The organism is Nitrosospira lacus, from assembly GCF_000355765.4.
GTDB lineage: Bacteria > Pseudomonadota > Gammaproteobacteria > Burkholderiales > Nitrosomonadaceae > Nitrosospira > Nitrosospira lacus.
This window is the reverse complement of record NZ_CP021106.3, coordinates 2,785,944-2,804,768: the sequence shown is the minus strand read 5'-3', so window position 1 is coordinate 2,804,768 and position 18,825 is coordinate 2,785,944. Positions and strand designations below refer to the sequence as shown.

General features: G+C 52.0%; 17 protein-coding genes. 8 read left to right on the top strand and 9 right to left on the bottom strand.

Translation table 11 applies throughout. The features are described 5' to 3' along the window. Positions 1-51 precede the first annotated feature (51 nt). From argF to EBAPG3_RS12760, 3 genes are all read left to right on the top strand, one after another. A complete protein-coding gene (gene argF, locus EBAPG3_RS12770; protein WP_004177143.1) occupies positions 52-993 on the top strand; it encodes an ornithine carbamoyltransferase in 942 nt (313 codons plus the stop codon). Between the two features lie 113 nt (positions 994-1,106). Further along, positions 1,107-2,348: an argininosuccinate synthase gene (locus tag EBAPG3_RS12765; protein ID WP_004177144.1), complete on the top strand. Its 1,242-nt coding sequence runs from the start codon at positions 1,107-1,109 to the stop codon at positions 2,346-2,348. A gap of 72 nt (positions 2,349-2,420) precedes the next feature. Continuing rightward, on the top strand, positions 2,421-2,906 hold the full coding sequence (locus EBAPG3_RS12760; RefSeq protein ID WP_004177146.1) for a YajQ family cyclic di-GMP-binding protein: 486 nt from the start codon (positions 2,421-2,423) through the stop codon (positions 2,904-2,906). Between the two features lie 32 nt (positions 2,907-2,938). On the opposite strand, the gene EBAPG3_RS12755 is transcribed toward EBAPG3_RS12760, so the two are convergent. From EBAPG3_RS12755 to EBAPG3_RS12730, 6 genes are all read right to left on the bottom strand, one after another. Next, positions 2,939-3,640, bottom strand: a complete 702-nt coding sequence (locus EBAPG3_RS12755) for a type 1 glutamine amidotransferase (RefSeq protein WP_040852027.1) — start codon at positions 3,638-3,640, stop codon at positions 2,939-2,941. A gap of 126 nt (positions 3,641-3,766) precedes the next feature. Then, positions 3,767-4,288 carry a FecR domain-containing protein gene (locus EBAPG3_RS12750; RefSeq protein WP_004177154.1) on the bottom strand — a complete coding sequence of 174 codons (522 nt, stop codon included), beginning with the start codon at positions 4,286-4,288 and terminating at the stop codon, positions 3,767-3,769. Between the two features lie 106 nt (positions 4,289-4,394). After that, entirely contained in the window at positions 4,395-4,814 is a 420-nt protein-coding gene (locus EBAPG3_RS12745; protein WP_004177156.1) for an ExbD/TolR family protein, read from the bottom strand. Continuing rightward, complete coding sequence (locus EBAPG3_RS12740; RefSeq protein ID WP_004177158.1) at positions 4,814-5,566, bottom strand: MotA/TolQ/ExbB proton channel family protein; 753 nt, start codon at positions 5,564-5,566, stop codon at positions 4,814-4,816. Before EBAPG3_RS12740 ends, EBAPG3_RS12745 begins: the two co-directional genes overlap by 1 nt. A gap of 4 nt (positions 5,567-5,570) precedes the next feature. Continuing rightward, entirely contained in the window at positions 5,571-6,212 is a 642-nt protein-coding gene (locus EBAPG3_RS12735) for an energy transducer TonB (protein WP_004177159.1), read from the bottom strand. A 4-nt stretch (positions 6,213-6,216) separates the two neighbouring features. Next, complete coding sequence (locus EBAPG3_RS12730) at positions 6,217-6,768, bottom strand: TlpA family protein disulfide reductase (RefSeq protein WP_004177160.1); 552 nt, start codon at positions 6,766-6,768, stop codon at positions 6,217-6,219. Positions 6,769-7,447: 679 nt separating this feature from the next. On the opposite strand from EBAPG3_RS12730, the gene EBAPG3_RS12725 reads away from it, so the two are divergent. Genes EBAPG3_RS12725 through EBAPG3_RS12710 form a run of 4 tightly spaced genes read left to right on the top strand, consistent with a single transcriptional unit; the run spans position 7,448 to position 9,209 of the window. Further along, a complete protein-coding gene (locus EBAPG3_RS12725; protein WP_040852030.1) occupies positions 7,448-8,017 on the top strand; it encodes an RNA polymerase sigma factor in 570 nt (189 codons plus the stop codon). Beyond that, the gene (locus EBAPG3_RS12720; protein ID WP_004177163.1) at positions 8,014-8,382 is read left to right on the top strand and encodes a DUF3619 family protein; all 369 of its coding nucleotides are present in this window, start codon (positions 8,014-8,016) and stop codon (positions 8,380-8,382) included. Before EBAPG3_RS12725 ends, EBAPG3_RS12720 begins: the two co-directional genes overlap by 4 nt. After that, positions 8,364-8,756 (top strand): DUF3106 domain-containing protein, encoded by a 393-nt coding sequence (locus tag EBAPG3_RS12715; RefSeq protein ID WP_040852033.1) that lies wholly within the window; start codon positions 8,364-8,366, stop codon positions 8,754-8,756. Before EBAPG3_RS12720 ends, EBAPG3_RS12715 begins: the two co-directional genes overlap by 19 nt. Before the next feature lie 30 nt (positions 8,757-8,786). Further along, entirely contained in the window at positions 8,787-9,209 is a 423-nt protein-coding gene (locus EBAPG3_RS12710; protein WP_004177167.1) for an RDD family protein, read from the top strand. Between the two features lie 105 nt (positions 9,210-9,314). On the opposite strand, the gene tldD is transcribed toward EBAPG3_RS12710, so the two are convergent. The 3 genes from tldD to EBAPG3_RS12695 all read right to left on the bottom strand — a co-directional run bounded on the left by tldD (position 9,315) and on the right by EBAPG3_RS12695 (position 15,807). Next, positions 9,315-10,775, bottom strand: coding sequence for a metalloprotease TldD (gene tldD / locus EBAPG3_RS12705; RefSeq protein ID WP_004177170.1), 1,461 nt, complete (start codon positions 10,773-10,775; stop codon positions 9,315-9,317). Between the two features lie 37 nt (positions 10,776-10,812). Then, entirely contained in the window at positions 10,813-11,673 is an 861-nt protein-coding gene (locus EBAPG3_RS12700) for a carbon-nitrogen hydrolase family protein (protein ID WP_004177171.1), read from the bottom strand. A 321-nt stretch (positions 11,674-11,994) separates the two neighbouring features. Next, a complete protein-coding gene (locus EBAPG3_RS12695; RefSeq protein WP_227869214.1) occupies positions 11,995-15,807 on the bottom strand; it encodes a YhdP family protein in 3,813 nt (1,270 codons plus the stop codon). A gap of 206 nt (positions 15,808-16,013) precedes the next feature. Here EBAPG3_RS12695 and glnE point away from each other — a divergent pair, with 206 nt between their 5' ends. Continuing rightward, positions 16,014-18,815: a bifunctional [glutamate--ammonia ligase]-adenylyl-L-tyrosine phosphorylase/[glutamate--ammonia-ligase] adenylyltransferase gene (glnE, locus tag EBAPG3_RS12690; protein ID WP_004177175.1), complete on the top strand. Its 2,802-nt coding sequence runs from the start codon at positions 16,014-16,016 to the stop codon at positions 18,813-18,815. Positions 18,816-18,825: the final 10 nt, after the last annotated feature.

Genomic DNA, 18,825 nt, shown 5'->3' with positions numbered 1-18,825 from the left:
CAGCTCATGTTTCCGGCTTCGAAGCTCACCTTCCATGATTCAAGAATAATTATGCAGATTAATCATTTTTTACAGTTCAACGATTTTTCCCGGGAAGAGTTCGAGTATCTGTTTGAAAGGGCGCGCTGGATCAAGCATGAGTTCAAGCAATACCGCCGCTACTGGCCGCTCGAAGATCGTACCATGGCGATGATTTTCGATAAGCACTCGACTCGCACCCGCCTATCATTCGAGGCGGGTATGCATCAGCTGGGCGGCGCTGCGATCTATCTCTCCACACGAGATACCCAGCTGGGGCGCGGTGAGCCGGTGGAAGATGCGGCGCGTGTCATTTCACGGATGGTAGATATCGTCATGATTCGTACCTATGAGCACGATATCATCAGGCGTTTCGCCGCGCATTCGCGGGTACCCGTAATCAATGGGCTGACTGACGAGTATCACCCCTGTCAGATCATGGGTGATATTTTTACTTTCATCGAGCAATGTGGAAGCATCTCGGGCAAGACCGTGGCGTGGATCGGGGATTCCAATAATGTTTGTAATACCTGGCTTCAGGCGGCGGAGGTGTTCGATTTCAATGTACATGTCTCGACTCCTCCTGGTTACGAGGTCGAGCCGGAACGGGCCGGGCTTTATGGCACCGGCCACTACGAGGAATTCGCTGATCCACATGACGCTGTGAAGGATGCCGACCTTGTTACCACGGACGTTTGGACCAGTATGGGTTTCGAGGCGGAAACCGAAGAGCGGAAAAAGGATTTTGCCAATTTTCGCGTGGACACTGAAATGATGTCTTGTGCAAAGAAAGATACTTTGTTCATGCACTGCCTGCCGGCCCATCGAGGAGAAGAAGTGGCGGCGGAGGTTATTGACGGTCCCCAATCAATTGTCTGGGAAGAAGCCGAGAACCGGTTGCATACCCAAAAGGCGCTGATGGAATATTTGCTATTGGGAAGATTAAGCGGTGCTTCCGTTAGTGCCAAATATTAACCCGCGATTCACATGGCGGAATCCTCATCGCCCTATTTTTTTGTCAGCTGCCGGAGCGCGCGGAGTGTGGAGTATTGTGAGCAGTTTCAAGAGTTTTTATCCATGAGTCAAACATGAAAAAAATGAAGAAAGGCGGCACGTCTAAAGTTAACAAGGTCGTTTTGGCCTTTTCCGGCGGACTCGATACGTCGGTGATTTTGAAATGGCTGCAAGATACATACCAGTGCGAGATTGTTACTTTCACCGCGGATATAGGTCAAGGAGGAGAGGTAGAGCCTGCGCGTGCAAAGGCCAGACAACTTGGAGTAAAGGAAATCTTCATTGACGATCTGCGCGAGGAATTTGTGCGTGATTTCGTTTTTCCCATGTTTCGCGCCAATACGGTATACGAAGGAGAATACCTGCTCGGTACCAGTATCGCGCGCCCGTTGATTGCCAAGCGTCAAATTGAAATTGCGCGTAAAACCGGAGCGGATGCGGTCTCGCACGGTGCAACGGGAAAGGGTAATGATCAGGTGCGCTTCGAACTTGGCTATTACGCGCTTCAACCCGATATTCGTGTGATCGCGCCATGGCGGGAGTGGGATCTCACATCCCGGGAAAAACTTCTGTCTTATGCGGAACAGCATGGCATTCCGGTGGAAATGAAGAAAAAGGGCGGCTCCCCTTACAGCATGGACGCCAATCTACTGCATATCTCCTATGAGGGCCGTATCCTGGAAGATCCCGCACAGGAGCCGGAAGAATCGATGTGGCGTTGGAGTGTTTCGCCGGAAAAGGCACCCGGCGAGGCGCAATACCTTGATCTGGAGTTCAAGCACGGCGATATCATCGCCTTGAATGGTAAGAAGCTTTCTCCCGCGCGCATACTCGCCAAACTCAACCAATTAGGCGGCAAGCATGGGATCGGACGTCTGGATCTGGTCGAGAATCGTTACGTGGGCATGAAATCCCGTGGCTGTTACGAGACCCCCGGCGGCACTATAATGTTGCGCGCTCATCGTGCCATTGAATCCATCACTCTCGACCGGGAGGTGGCGCATTTGAAAGATGAGTTGATGCCACGTTACGCCGCCCTCATCTACAACGGCTACTGGTGGAGTCCGGAACGCAAGATGATGCAAACCATGATTGATGCATCTCAAAGTCATGTAAACGGCTGGGTGCGTGTAAAGCTCTACAAAGGCAATGTGATCGTGGTTGGACGAGACTCCAAAACGGACTCGTTGTTTGATCCGCGCATCGCTACTTTCGAGGAAGACAAGGGCGCCTATAACCAGGCCGATGCGGAGGGATTCATCAAGTTGAGTGCGCTGCGCATGCGTATTGCGGAAAATTTGAAAAGTAGAAAATAATTGCGGGATTACGACTCGGCTTTATCTTCCGGGGCCAGGCGCGCTGTCACCGCTAACTGAAGGAATGGGTCTATGCCATCATTCGATATTGTTTCCGAAGTGGATAAGCAGGAAATCAGAAATGCGATCGACCAGGTGAATAAGGAGGTCGGCACACGTTTTGATTTCAAGGGGTCCGATGCGCGTGTGGAGCAGACAGATTACGTGCTTACTATTTATGCTGATGACGAATTCAAACTTGGCCAAGTATTGGATATTCTGATGGCCAAGCTTACGAAACGCAATGTTGACGTACGTTGTCTGGACAAAGGGCAGGTAGAAAAAGTCAGCGGCAATAAAGTCAAACAGCAGGTCACGGTTAAAACCGGAGTGGAAAGCGATCTGGCAAAAAAGATTATCAGGCTTGTCAAAGACAGCAAACTCAAGGTACAGGGCTCTATTCAGGGGGAGGCCGTGCGTATTTCAGGTGCGAAGCGCGATACCCTGCAAGAAGCAATACAACTGGTAAAGAAATCCATCACGGAATTTCCGCTGCAATTCCAGAATTTCCGGGAATAACCCGCAAGTTTATTCTGCTGTAGCAACCATTGCTATGGCAGACCGGAAATCCATTTTCCATATAAATGGTGGGCGATCTGATTAAGGGCCGATACCCGATCGACCAGATCCGTTTGCATGTCTGCAGCCGATTGTACCGCTGGTCCGGAACTGCCGGCGATTTCGTCAGTGCCTGCCTGGCACCAGGTTTTTACCATGTCTTCAGTCATTTCGACATGGCATTGCATTCCCAAATGCATATTCAATGTGAAGGCCTGATTTTTGCAATAAGGGCTGGAAAGCAGGCGAGTCGCGCCATCCGGGAGGGTAAAGGTTTCGCCGTGCCAGTGGAATGACTCGAATCTGGACGTTTCCCCGAACCATTCGCGGGCAACAGCGTTATCCGCGACTCTGACCTCGCCCCAGCCTATTTCCTTGACCGGACTTTTGCTTACCGTACCGCCCAGCGCCTTTGACATCAATTGGCCGCCAAGACAATGGCCCAACACCGGGATATCGTTCGCTACCGCTTGCCGGATGAGTGCAAGTACCGGTGCAATCCAGGGTAGGTCGTCGTTCACGCTCATGGGGCCGCCCATGAATACCAATCCACTGAATTGACCTGCACTCACCGGGAGCTTTTCATTGGCGTCGATCTTCACGAGCCGCCATGGAATGGAATGTGAATCAAGAAACGTAGTGAAGTACCCCGGACCCTCAGTGGGGAATTGCCTGAAGATTGCGACAGGGTTCATGGAAATGCGCTCGTTTGTTATCCGCCGTGATACATGTGTAAAGAAAGTAATGGCCGAGCCGCCGCGAAAGAAATATGGTGACAGGGGGCCGCTGGTTTTCTGGCCGGCAACGCAGCCGCATACCCGCTAGCGGCGAGGACGCCACGGTGCTATCTCCGCCTCGGCAATAACCCTCTGCCCGGTAACGGTCGTGTTATTGAAATCCGCGCGTTCATGAGATCCAACCAGGTACTTTCCCGTCTCAACCTGGATCTCGATCTGTCCGCTCGCTACGGCGACGCTGCCCCCATTCGTCTGCTTGCTCACACTAAAACGCGTACCGATATCTCTTATATAGGTGGTACCTACCTTTACCTGCAGTTTGCCAGCGTCATTACCCTTGACATCGAAATAAGCATTGCCACGCAGCAGTTCGATACGAGGAGGTTGAGTGTTAGTGATTGTGACGCTGCTGTCGGCATCCAGACTGACATCAATATCTGGCGTCGCGGCGAAGGTCATGCGCTCTCCCGATACGGTTTCATGCAAGCGCGTGGCCGTGGGTTTGGCGATAAACCATGACATGAGGCCCAGAAATAGGGCTGCGGCGACAATGGAGAAATTTATCAGAAAACGGCGCCAACCGCGAAATCGTATTACGGCAGACATAGAATCATAGCCATCAGGACTGTAAATTGCCTGCCGGGAATCAGGTACACAACGGTCAAATTTCCAGCAAGTGACGTTTTGATTCGGACCATACCCAGGGCAGGTGCTACTGTAGAGATGGATCGGTAACAAATCCGATTCTTACCAGCCCGGCTTTCGCAGCGATAGACATTACCCGCGCCACGTACTCGTAATGAACATGTTTGTCTGCACGGATATGGAGTTCGACATTGGGATCCTGTTTTGCCGTGGCGGTGAAACGCGGCGCGAGTTGATCCATAGTGACGGGTTCACCATTCCAGTAGAGGCTTGCATCGTCGCGAAGGCCAAATTCGATATGCTCCGGTTTGGTAATATTCGGACTACTCGATGCCTTGGGCAGATCCACTTTGACCGAATGCGTAAGCAATGGTGCGGTAATGATGAAGATTACCAGCAGTACCAGCATCACGTCCACCAGTGGCACTACATTAATCTCGGTCATGGGTGTCTGGCGAGTACCGCTATTCATGCTGCCAAATGCCATTATGACCTCCTTTCATTAGGAGTAACCAAGGGAGCAACTACGCGCAGTTGACGCTCATCCCCTGCAGAGCTGTTCGTTTTGGCTCCGACAGCGATCAATACAAACAGATCATGCGCGAAAGCATCAAGGCGCCCCAGCCATATGCGATTGCGCCGCACAAAAGTATTGTAGGCCAATACCGCCGGAATCGCCACAGCCAATCCCAGCGCTGTCATGATTAATGCTTCACCCACCGGACCTGCTACTTTGTCCAGGGTGCCCTGACCGGAAAGCCCGATTTGTACCAACGCATGGTAAATGCCCCACACCGTGCCGAATAAACCAATATAAGGAGCCGCGGAACCGGCCGAGGCTATTACCGTGAGGCCGTTCTCGACGCGGGTCGCTTCCTGGTCAAGGCCATTGCGCAGTACCCGGGTAATGAACTCGCTTGCCCCGCCCGCGGCAGCCAGTTTCTGCAAGCCATGTTTTTCTGAGTCGACTGCGGCATCCATCGCCAGCTGGGCCAGCTGGGCAAACGCATTATCATCGGTACCTTCCTTCAAGGTCGAGTTTACCTCTTGCAGTGAACTGGCGCTCCAGAAACGCTTGAGAAAAGCGTCCGCGCGCCGCCCTGCAAGATAGTTGGCAATGCTCTTGGTGAGTATGAGATACCAGCTTGCCACCGAAAGCGCAATCAGTAGCATGAGTACACTGATACCGACGCCATCCATCTGGGCGAGGAAGTGTGAGAATCCGAGTCCTTGTTCCATTAAATCAATCTCCTTGCAGTACAAAGTTGAAGGGCTGAAGCGCAATGGCGCGTACCGGCTGGCCATTACGCTGGGGTGGGGTGCAGCGCCAGGTTTTTACCGCGACCATGGCGGCTTCGTCCAGGCGTTTGAAACCGCTGCTACTGATGACCTGGGTCATACTGATGCGACCATTTTCATCCAGTTCCACCCGTAACACCAGCTTGCCTTCTTCGCCAAGCCGGCGCGAAAGTGGGGGATAAGCAGGTGCATTCAATTCCGGGCACGCGACTGCTAACTCGGAGGAAAGCGTGACGGGACCGGGAGCCATTTGCTGAGGTGGCGCCATGGCTACCGGTTCCGGATCGGGCAACGGCTCAGGCGCAGCCGGAGGTGCCACCGGCTCGCTCGGGGACAATATGGGTGCTTCCGCTACCAATTGGCGCGATTGCGGTGGTTTCTTTACCGGTTGGAGCTTGGGCGGAGGGGGTTCAGCTTTGGGTTCTTCCTTGGGCCTATTTGCCGGAATAAAATTGACAATCAGTGTCGCTAATTGTTCCGGCGGCGGGATCAACTGTTGCTTGAAAAGAAAATACAGTAACGCACCATGCGCGGCAAGAACAAACATCAGGCCGGGTAAAAAGACTGGATTACGGTTGATTATCATGCGTTCAATGCCCGGATCCTGGCACGGCAGTGCGAACCAGCCAGTCCTCAAAAAACTTCTTGCTGACCAGACCGGTTTTGGTTTCACGTTGATGCTTTCGATCATAAAAATATGTACGCGGCACTTCACCGTACCAGCGGCGATCAATTTCAAAACGCAAGCGCTCCGGCATGTCCTCCGCAAAAACCCATTGCTCGGCCTTGGTCATTCCATAGCTTTCTGTTCGCGACATAAGCTGAGGGGTATCATTTACCGAATCGGTGGCAATAAGGACGACATCCAGTGCCGGGTGACTGCGCTTGAGTTCACTCAGCATTTTCAATTCGGTTGGGCAATATTGACAATCAAGCGACCAGAAAACGAGAATGAAAGGTTTGCCTTCGCGGGGGCCAAGAACTTTCTCAAGACTTCCCGGTGTGAATGGGCGAACGCTTTCCGCCGCACCGGTAGCATTCATGAAGGTGAGCATCAATACCAAAAGCAGGCTCCCCATGATGCCGCAGCCATTCATCTCGCCATGCGCTGGTAAAAATCCAAGTTGGAAGATATTGAGCATTAGGTAATGTAAATCTAATTAAGAATCAATCGCACTTATATTTTAGCACTTAATTCGTACCTTGATGCGAAGCATGCGAAGTGTCATGAATATTTTTTTACTGCCTTTGCCAATTACAGAATTCTGTTCCGTGGACAGTACCCGATTTTAATTCAGAAAAATACAATGATAGGCGTGAGATGCCAGTATCACAATGCGACAAATTGTCGCAGTTAGAATGGGTTAGGCTACGATGACAATTTATGGATGAAATCCCCACAGTTCGTTATATGGAAGGATCCATACGGAAACACTATAGGATCTGTCGTATGTGAAATACGCGAAGATGATGCTGTCGGGTTCATGCAATATCCTTTGACTCTCGTATTGGATTTTCAGGCAGGCAGCATGGCTGGCTTAGCTGATTCATGCGAATAACTTGCAGTACTGATTGCCTTACGCCCTGTCTTTTCTTTCAGTAAATTTTTTTCGGGAAACCGGAAAAACTTTGCTAACATTGTTGACGGCAGTCTGTCGGACTTAAAAGAGATGGTTTTTTTGGTAAATAGGCCAGATACGAGTCTTCGAAATCGTCAAAATCTGCCCTTAGACATTTTTTCGCCCTAATTCTTCAAGTCCGGGCGGCTGCCAGGAATATTTTTTCCCATCGCTTTTTTTATCTACTTATAGGCAAATTGTCCTGGCTACTCAACAGGAATTTTCAAATTTTCTGACCGAGGTCGAGCGGCGCGCCTATAAACAAGCATTATTTGCGGTACGCGACGAACATGTGGCGCTGGATATTGTTCAGGACTCCATGACGAAGCTCATTGAGAAGTATGCCGCCAAGCCAACGGAAGAGCTGCCGCTTCTGTTTCAGCGTATCCTGCAAAATACCATACGGGATTTTTACCGGCGGCAGAAAACCCGCTCCTTGTGGACTACACTTTTTTCATCGTTCGCACCTAAACAGGAAAGGGATGAAGAAGACTATGACTTCCTGGAAACTTTGCGGGTAAAGAGTAAGTCAGATTTTGATGATCCTCATGCGCAATTGGAGCAGGCACAACTTGTCAGTTTGATTGAGAAAGCCATTGAAACCCTTCCGGCGCGTCAACGGGAAGCCTTCCTGCTGCGTTACTGGGAGGAAATGGATGTTACGGAAACCGCAACGATTATGGGATGCTCTGAAGGAAGCGTGAAAACTCATTGCTCGCGTGCAACCCATGCTCTTGCTACCATACTAAGAAAAGAAGGAATTGAGCTATGAATGAACCGGAATTGGGGAGAAAAGTTGCACGTTTGCTGGATCATGGTCTGGGTGACATCAGGCAGAGCACGTTGAATCAGCTGCAATCGGCACGCAGAGCCGCTCTCGAAAATTATCACATGGCCGAGGAAATCGTCACGGCCGGTCACAATGCTTCCGTGCGAGGCGGACATGATTCGCATGTTAAAACAAGAAAATTGCTGTCCCTGATGACTTTGCTATTCGCTCTTCTCAGTGTGATCTATTGGCAGACACTCCAGCAGAGCGATGAAAACGAGGAAATTGACATAATGCTACTGGTCGATGACCTGCCAATCAACGCCTATCTCAATGACGAGTTTGATGCATGGCTAGATCGCCCTTAGCAATAGCGTTCTGGCTATGCATGTTGCTTTCAGCTCCCGTACTATCTGAACCCAGTCAGCCTGCCTGGAATGGATTGAATCCTCAGCAGAGAGAAGTCCTGGCCCCGCTTGCGCAAGAGTGGGATAGTATGGATGCCGCAAAAAAAAAGAAATGGCTGGGCATTGCTAAACGCTACCCAGGAATGACGCCCTCAGAGCAGCATCGCACGCAGCTGCAAATGCGTGACTGGTACTCGCTGACCCCCGAGCAGCGCGAGCTGGTGCGTGAAAAGTACAAAACAATCAAAAAACTGCCGCCGGACAAGCGCCAGGAAATAAAGCAGAAATGGCGAGAATATAAGCAGATTCCCGAGGGTCAGCGAGGCAAAAACTAGTCCCGTATGGGCTCGTTATTTTGGTGACAAATGAAGATTTCCGCACCTGGGTTTTGGCGGCGGCTGGTGAGCATGATATATGAATCGCTGCTTCTGCTCGCGGTTTTGTTTATAGCCGGCTTTGTTTTCCATCTCGTATTCCGCGATACCGGCTCCATTTTTTTCAGACCCGCATTTCAGCTTTATCTGCTGCTAGTTGCGGGGACTTACTTCTCCTGGTTCTGGACCCACGGCGGGCAAACGCTGCCCATGCAAACCTGGAAGTTTCGTGTTATCAGCACTGATGGGAGCCAGCTTTCGATAAAGCAGGCGATTGCGCGTTATTTGTTTGCGGTGATCGGTATCTTTTTCTTTGGTTGCGGAATATTCTGGGCATTATTTGACCGCAACCGCCAGTTCCTGCACGACAGGCTAGCAGGCACCCGAATCGTAAAATTGGAGGATAATGTATGAGCTTGAGACTACCCCTGACACGCAAGGACTGACTCCCGCAAGGCCTTTGAACCATCCCGCAGCCAAAAAACAGCATGCTCCACGGAGGATTTGTTCAAATTACCCTTAGGCAGTACCGCCTACCGTGAGTCCATCTATACGTAGCGTTGGCTGACCCACCCCTACCGGTACACTCTGACCTTCCTTTCCACAGGTACCCACACCAGGATCGAGCGTCATGTCATTGCCTATCATTGAAACTCGTGTAAGCACATCCGGCCCATTGCCGATCAAGGTCGCGCCTTTTACCGGATAAGAAATTTTTCCATCTTCGATCATGTAGGCTTCCGCAGCGGAGAAGACAAATTTCCCGCTCGTGATATCCACCTGGCCACCGCCAAAATTCACCGCATACAGACCATGCTTCACTGAAGCAATAATCTCCTCGGGGCTCTTATCGCCGTTCAACATATAGGTATTAGTCATGCGTGGCATGGGAATATGGGCGAACGACTCGCGCCGGCCATTACCGGTGACAGGTACATTCATCAACCGAGCATTCAAGCTGTCCTGCAAGTAACCTTTGAGTATCCCGTTTTCGATCAGTACGGTACATTGGGTGGGATTCCCCTCGTCGTCGATATTCAGCGATCCTCGCCGCCGTGCAATCGTGCCGTCGTCCACCACGGTCACGCCAGTGGCAGCGACGCGTTCGCCGATGCGTCCGGAGAATGCCGAACTACCCTTGCGATTGAAATCTCCTTCCAGTCCATGCCCGATGGCCTCATGCAGCAATATACCCGGCCAGCCCGCGCCAAGTACCACCGTCATGGTTCCGGCGGGAGCGGGTTTTGCCGCCAGATTAACGAGGGCTTGATGCACTGCTTTCGCCGCATAATCTCGCAGCACATCGTCAGTGAAATAAGCGTAGTCGAAGCGTCCGCCTCCGCCAGCCACGCCTTGTTCGCGATTGCCATTTTCCTCGGCAATGACTTGCAACGAGATTCTTACCAGAGGCCGCACGTCCGCCGCCACGACGCCATCACTGCGCGCCACCAGCACCACTTCATATTCCCCGCCGAGAGATGCCATGACCTGGATAACGCGCTTGTCGATGGCACGGGCATAACCCTCAAGCTTTTCGAGCAATGCCACTTTGTCAGTATCTCTAAGGCTGGTGATAGGGTCCTGAGGCAGATAAAGTTCCCGTCCTATGCTGCGTCTGACGGCCTGCACCGATTGCGCCGTCCCTTGCCGGGCAATGGCACGGGTAGCTTGTGCCGCCGAGGCAAGCGCGGGCATGCTGATGTCGTCGGAGTAGGCAAATGCCGTTTTGTCACCGCTCACCGCGCGTACGCCCACTCCTTGATCGATATTGAAGCTGCCTGACTTGACTATGCCTTCTTCCAGAGCCCAGCCCTCGGCACGGCTGTACTGAAAATACAGGTCGGCGTAATCCACATGATGCGTAAGCATTTGCCCAAACACCTGCTGTAATCCCGCTGTATCGATCTCGTGAGGTGCAAGAAGGCAGCTGTTGGCAGTGGCAAAGAGATCGTTGGGTTGGGTGACGGTTTCTGTGATCATGGTGTATCCGGGTAAGGAAAAATCATCGACGAGAGATTTAACAGTGATATAGAGTGCGGTGCTTCAATGCGGGAAGGCTATTGCGCAGGCTTGCCTGATATTCCCTATTGATGTTTGCAATGACTACGCCCGATCCGCGGGGAAGGCGATCGAGCACGACTCCCCATGGGTCGACAATCATGGTGTCACCATGCGTTTCCCGGCCGTTGACATGATAGCCTCCCTGAGCCGGAGCAACGACATAGGCGAGATTTTCGATGGCGCGAGCACGAATTAGCGTTTCCCAATGCGCCTTGCCGGTGGTCGCGGTGAACGCTGCGGGGGCAAAAATGATGTCCACTTTCCCCATTGAACGATAAAGCTCCGGAAAGCGCAGATCATAGCAAATGGAAAGACCAATGCGGCCGAACGGCGACTCCAGGGCAACCACCCCGCAGCCCGCCTCAATGGTTTCCTCCTCGGCATAGCGTTCGTTGCCAAGCTCAAGACCAAACAGGTGTATTTTGTCATAACGCGCTACCTGCTTGCCTTTATCGTCATAAACCAGGCAACTGTTCCGCACCTTGTCGGGCCTGGAAGACGCCAGGGGTACGGAACCGCCAACTAGCCAGATACCGAGGCGTTTCGCGGTTTGGCTCAGGAATTCCTGTATTGGCCCATGATTATCCTGCTCGCGCGCCGCGACTTTATCGGCATCCTGCATTCCCATAATACAAAAATATTCTGGCAGCGCCGCCAGTTTCGCCCCCTGAGAGGCGGCCATATCAAGCAGTCGCGCAGCTTCCTCTAGATTGCCGGATATGTTGGGCCCCGCCGCCATCTGAATGGCGGCAATGCGAATAGAACCATCGTGCGCTTTTCCCGGTGCGGATGCAGCACGAGTGGCTCTATCGAGCATAATTTACGTACCTGATTTCCATAAGCAGCAAAAATAAGACCCCACGTTTCAAATGCCTGGACACCCTGATGACAGCGCTCCGAGATGAATTTGACTGTAAGGAACAGGGTAACTCAAAAGAATACCTTTATAAACCCTTAAAATGCAATGCCGTTGACCGTGAGGGCTGGATTTTGTGATTGGAGGCTCGCAGTATGTCCATTTTATCGATTTGCGTTGATCAAAAGGTATCTTAAATTGAAGCGGAGGCGGGTAAGCATAGCATCCGGTTGAAAAAATGCGTCAAAAATGAGCGATTATTCGCTGGATTCGGGATCAGGATTATTCTTGCATCTGCCGGGGTATCCGGGTGATGATCGGATCCTCCCAAGTACCCGTTACGCTATACTGTTTGGATGGGGGCGAGTTTTGCAATGCCTGGCTTACGATACCAACCACTGGAGTGGCTAATCCGAGCGAGGGCGTAACTGTCACGTGCAGCTTCTGTGTTTCCGCCTCCAGATTCAATTCCCCGTCCATGACAATCTTTGCCGCAGGTCCTTCGATTCTGAAATCGTCGGTAGCCGCTACTCCACGGACGATTTTAACATCGCCGGAAATATCGTCGAAACCAAATCCTTCACTGAAGACGTCATGAAAATCCAGTGTTATTCTTCTAGGGAGTGCTCGCAGATCGAACATTCCGAACAGTCTGCCAATTCCCGGCTCAAATTTGGGAAATTGTCCCCGTCTTGCCTTTATCTTAAAGCTGCCGGACAGTGTGGGATAGTCTATTGACTGCGGACTGCCATGCCATGACAATTCCCCTTCAAGTTTGCCGCTGCCGCGTTTCACGCGGTCGGGATAGCCGAGGTGCGTCAGAAGCTCGCCAATATCGGTTGCATGCAGCGTGATAGTGGTCTGTATGCGTGGCGGAGTGGCGCGGCTTTGCCATATTCCCCGTGCCATTAGGGAACTGTCTGAATTGGTGATGTGCAGTTTCTCGACACGCCACCCCTGCTCTTGCTGACCGGCTATCAATTCCAGTTCGCCCAGGAGCTTTTCGCCGATAGTAAAATTATCCGCCGTCACATCAAGCGCAGGCGGATTTTTTTCTCGATGTTGCACTGAGGTTACCAGGCTTGGGCTGAGCGGTGAATCGGCGGGTATTGTCAATGTTCTCAAGCGCGCTATGATCTTGCCATTGCCTGTCAGGTCCCAGCTCACGCCTCCCTTGATTTCCGCGCTTGTAACGGTGGAATGCCATAATTCATCTTCCTTGCTGGCGTTGAGCGTAATATCGTTGAGGCGCTTACCCAGAACGTCGAGTATGCCGATGTGAGCGTTGATTCTTGCAAGACTCAGGGATGGCGCAGCCTCGTCGTTGAATTCTGCGAGCAGATTTCGCCAGCGATCCAGATCAAGTCGTGGCAAGGCGCCCGTCAACGATATTCCCTTTTCTTCAGGTAACAGGGCGGGTCTGGTACCGAAATTCACGACGCCACGCTCTACATGATAGTTGCCCGTTTTATCTTGGGCACGCCTGATTCTTGCTGTTACCAGCCCGCCATAGCCAAAACTCAAGACATCTCCGTGTTCCGATGCTCTTCTTTCAAAGCGAAGTGGCACACTATCCGCCGCCGCTTTGGAAAAAGGCTCAGGCAGTGCCAACGTCATGCCTTGCAGTGATGATTCGACGGATATATTTACCAACTTGTTGTGGATATGAATGGATGCCCGCCAATCCGCACTGCCACGCAGATGCCGCGTCCATAGCTGGGCGGGATTCATGATCCCGCCCAGCGACGACTGATAGAGATTGCCGGGACTGGCTTTGCCAATAGCGGACAGATGCATGCCTCCACCGGGCATGGGAGTGGAGTTGACGGTAACTGGTCCACCAAGAAATTGAGCGGTAATATTTTCTATCTTTATCTCGGAACCGGAGAAAGCGAGTATGCCGTTGACGTTGCCTATATTGGGTATGCGCGCACCGGGATTGATCTGGTTGTCGATGAACTGGTAATTGCCCGCGAGCTTGATATCCCCCTCGTGCAGGGGAATATCGAGCTTAAGCAATAATTTTCCATTTCCGTTAATGTTGACATCATCGGTGAGGCTATTGCTGCGGCTGTCTGTCACATATTTTGCGGCAAATTTCAGGAACTCGCTGGTGGGGCCATTTGCTTCTCCCTGGGTTTCCAGCACCGCATTGGATGCGGTCATGTCCGAAATTTGCAGCTTCACCTTGCTTAATCTCGCACCAGAGATACTTGCCTGCGAAGCATCGAGCTTCATACCGTTGCCCTGAAACTGCAGATTCCCCGATATATTCTCTATCCGTGGCGCTCCCTGGATATGATCCAGTATGACTTCCGACGCTTTCGCATGCAGCCGGAAAATGCCCGTATTCCCTCGAGCGAAAGGAAAGTCGACCAGATCGCCCTTAAGATGCAGTCGCACATCCAGAAATTCTCCAGCAATGATGGATTTACCAAGCCAATCGTGAAGGTAAGGGTTTGCCGTTATGGGAGTGTAGTGTCGCAGAGAGCCGGCATCCGCCCGGGTCAGGTGGCCAGTCAGATCAATCACCCCGGGTTTACCCGGAATGAAATGATAACTTCCATAAACCAGTCCGGCCGCATGGGGATTGGAGAAAGAGATATTGTTGAACTTGAATGCAATGGAATTTCCCTCAGGCAGAAAGCTCCAGCTCGTCTGGCCGGTAAACACATCCAGCATCAGCGGTTCGGGGAATGTGTCGGGTAATTCCAGCCTGACCTGTTGAGAATTAAGATTCAGGGTGCCGCCTCGTTCCGTAACGTCGATATTACCTGTAACGCCGCTGAAAGCTGGGAGGCTTTCATGCTTTCTCATGCCCAGATTGGCAAATCCTCCTTTCGCGCTGAAATGGGAGGGTGTTGGCCATTCACCGTCCCATTTTGCCCGCATGTAGTGAATTTCTCCACGAAGCGATACCTTTTCAAGCTGTTCGCGCAGAGGCCGACCCATCGGCAGATACTCCACCAGATCCCCATATGCTTTCAGATTCAGGTTGTCGACACTTAATCTTCCACCACCGGATTGATTGCCATGCGGGGAAATCAGCCGCAGCGAAAAATTTACCGGCTGCAATTCTCCTTCGCCGCTGACCGATGCACTCAGTCCGCGTGCAAATAGTTCCATACTCTTTTTCGCATCATCACTTTTCGTTTGCCAACCCACTCTACCCCGCAAACGGATGAGATTCAACTCCGGCAAGCCTTCCGCCAGCTGCGTTCTCACGTTATGCAAGCGCATGTCAGCCGTCAATTTATTCATATCTCCCTGGTCTACCCGAGTCCACATGCGCAGCGCGCCTGTACCGCGGCTGAATTTTATTTCCTGTGGAAAGGGCAGCCAGACAAGCGCGGCAGCAATATCGGCATGATCGATTTGCGCAAATAGTTGTCCTCGCCACTGCTGGGGGATGCTCAACGATTCACCGGTAAAATCCCCGCGAATGTCCAGTCGTGCAGCAAGTTCGGCGGGGGGAGTGGCTCGAATACCGAAGCGATGTCGGTTGCCATGATTCTCAAGTCGCAGGTCGACCAGTAATTCCAGTTCGGGTGCGCCGCGCAGGTCGTCCTGCCAGAGGATGCTGGCGTTATTGATGAGGACTTGCCGCTGACGCAGAAGCCAGTCAGAAAAACCCTGCTCGTCGTCCGTCAGTTCACTGGTAAGCGCAAAGCCTGCCACATGAATCCCGCCCGAGGTATCGCGACGCACAATCAGGTCAGGCTGTTCGATTCCAATTTCACGAAACCGCAACTCGCCATGCAATAATGAGCGCCACGAAAGCGTACCTTCCAGATGATGTAGCAACAATGCGATATTGCCCGCTTTATCGTGCACCTTGATGGTGCGCAGCATCATATGGGGGCGAAATCCATCCCAGTTTGCGCTGATTCCGCCGAGGGTTACGTGCTGTCCGGAAGCGTGGCTGATGGCGGAAGCGATAGTTTCACGGTAACGCTCAATGTCGGGTAACAGCCAGTAGCGTAGCGATAGCAGCAGAAAAGAGAAAACGACCGCCGCCACAATCAGTACCCACGTGAATAACCTTAATAGACGGCCACTCCCCCTCGCAAGAGGTAAAATTACTGATGGGTTCAATAAATGGTTCCAGTTTTATATCCAGACAATCCGTTTTTCCGTGTCGGGCGGGGAAGATACAAAGTGTACTCAGCGTTGAAAGGATGAGTAAATTATCGAATTAGATATAGTGCGCCATTCTTTGTTCAATTGTTCGGGTGAATTATGCCATGCTGCTGGAATAGCCGGTTTTTTGAAAAATTTATTGTAACTCCGAATTCTTAACCATGCATGCTGATCATCCCCATGAAAAAATAATTGAAGCTGTTTTGCCATGCAGCCGTTATGTACAGCACTTGCTGAAAAGCGAGCCGGGGTTGCTGACGGAACTCAGGCAAAATTTGAAGTACGCTATTTTCCGGGAGGAGATGCAAGCATTTCTGGATGCAAGCGTCGGCGCAGCGAATGATGAGGCAGGACTGAATAATCTCTTGCGCAGCTTGCGCAAGAGGGTAATGCTGCGCCTGATAGTACGTGATCTGGGTGGATTGGCCGATCTTGCCGAAGTCATGATGAGCATGACCGACCTGGCGGAAACCGTCATCGATTTCGCGCTGGGACGCCACCACGCGTGGTTAGCCGAGTCTGGCCGCTACGGTCAACCCAGAAGTGCGGAGCGTGGAATTCCCCAGGAGATGCTGGTGATCGCCATGGGTAAGCTGGGGGGCGGTGAACTTAATGTCTCATCGGATGTTGATCTGATTTTCATTTACCCGGAAGATGGCGAAACCAGTGGCGCCCGGTCTATTTCAAATCATGATTTTTTTGCTCGCCTGGGCCGCAGGCTGATTGCCAGTCTCAATGACATGACTCCCGATGGATTTGTTTTTCGGGTGGATATGCGGTTGCGTCCCTATGGCGAGAGCGGTCCGCTGGCGATGAGCTTTGCCATGCTGGAAGAGTACTTCGTCACTCAGGGGCGGGAGTGGGAGCGTTACGCCTGGATCAAGAGTCGAGTCATCGCGGGTCCCTGGGCGCAGGGATCGGTCCTTATGGAGCGGATAACGCAACCGTTCGTATTCCGGAAATATCTGGACTTTGGTGCCTATGAATCAATGCGCGACCTGCATTCGCAAATTCGCCACGAGGTCAGCCGTCGCGAAATGCATGAAAATATCAAGCTTGGCCCAGGCGGCATTCGCGAGATCGAATTCATCGCTCAAGTATTTCAACTGATCCGCGGCGGGCGTGATGCCAGCCTGCGAATTCGTCCCACGCTTGCGGTGTTGGAGCTTCTGCGGGAAAAACGTCAACTATCGGACCAAGCAGCCGCGGAACTTTCAGATGCCTATTATTTTTTACGCAATCTTGAGCACCGCTTGCAGTACCTTGACGATCAACAGACCCAGACGTTGCCAGAAAGCTCCGCGGATCAGGCGCTGATAGCCATCACAATGGGTTTTCATGGTTATGACGATTTTTTGCGCGAACTCGATCGTCATCGATGCAATGTAACCGGTCACTTTGAGCAAATATTCGCGGCGCCGCGGCAGTCCCAAAAGCTCGACACACTTGCATGGCTGTGGCAGGAACAAGCTATGGAGGGGGCTGGGGCCGAAGCCGCCACCGCGCAACTGGTTACCATGGGATTTTCCAACCCCGAAAGAATTCTTGGACGCTTGCAGGAGTTTCGTGCCAGCGTCCGCTATCGGCAGCTTCCCAAATCCAGTAAAAATCGGGTCGATGCGCTCGTTCCCGCCTTGATCGAGGTGGCTGCCAAATTCCCGCCTGCAGACATTACCCTGGAACGTTTGTTGTTGCTGCTCGAAAGCATAAGCCGGCGTGCCGCCTATCTTGCACTGTTGCGGGAATATCCCCAGGCACTGGAGCGCGTAGCCAAGCTTGTTAGTGCAAGTCAATGGGCCGGCGAATACCTGAGCCAGCATCCTATTTTACTGGACGAGCTGCTTAGTCCCGCCGATTTCCAAAGTGTACCTGACTGGTCCCGGTCAAGCGCGAGGTTAAACCGGCAATTAGCCGATATAGGCGATTCCGGACGTGACAATGTTGAGCAGCAAATGGATGTGCTGCGGCATTTTCACCATACCGAAGTATTCCGGTTGCTGGCCAGGGATTTGGAAGGATTGCTGCCGTTGGAAACGCTGAGTGATCACTTGAGCGACCTGGCGGACTTGATACTCGATACCGTGTTGCACCTGGCTTGGTCTGGATTGAGAAGGAAGCATCGGGATACCCCGGCTTTCGGTATCGTTGGCTACGGCAAGCTGGGCGGAAAGGAGCTGGGTTATGCATCCGATCTGGATATCATTTTTCTGTATGATGATCCGCATCCCGATGCGCCGGAAATCTACGCCAGGTTATGCCAGCGCGTTAATTCCTGGCTTACCAGTTACACATCGGCCGGGTTATTATATGAAACCGATTTGCGTTTACGGCCCGACGGGGGCAGCGGCTTGCTGGTGAGTTCCATCGACGCCTTTGATCAATACCAGCGAAATCAGGCTTGGGTATGGGAGCATCAGGCTCTGACAAGAGCGCGTTTCGTGGCAGGAGACGCTTATGTAAGAGAGGCGTTCGAGAATATCCGCAAAGCAGTCCTTTCCCAGCGGCGTAATCTGGCGGATCTCGCCAGCGAAGTTTTGAGGATGCGTCAGAGAATGCAGGACGCTCACCCTAATTCAACCGGCTTGTTTGATATTAAACATGATCGCGGCGGCATTATTGATGTTGAGTTCATCGTGCAATATTTGGTTCTGGGCTACGCTTGCGAATATCCGGAATTAACAAACAATATCGGTAATATCGGACTGCTTAGACTTGCTGGCGAGCTTGGGCTTATTCATGTGGAAACGGCGGAAAAGGTGCTTCATGCTTACCGGGAATTCCGGCGGGTGCAGCATCGGTTGAGATTAAATGGGGATTCGGGGCTTGGAGGTATTCCATCGGCAGGGAATAAATCACAACAGTTTGCACGTGTCGAATTGGATTGTTTGAGGGACAACGTTGCGGCAGTGTTACGTTTATGGGAAGAGGTATTTGTCATACAGCCCCCCTCTCGGGCTCGGTAATTTCGTTGTG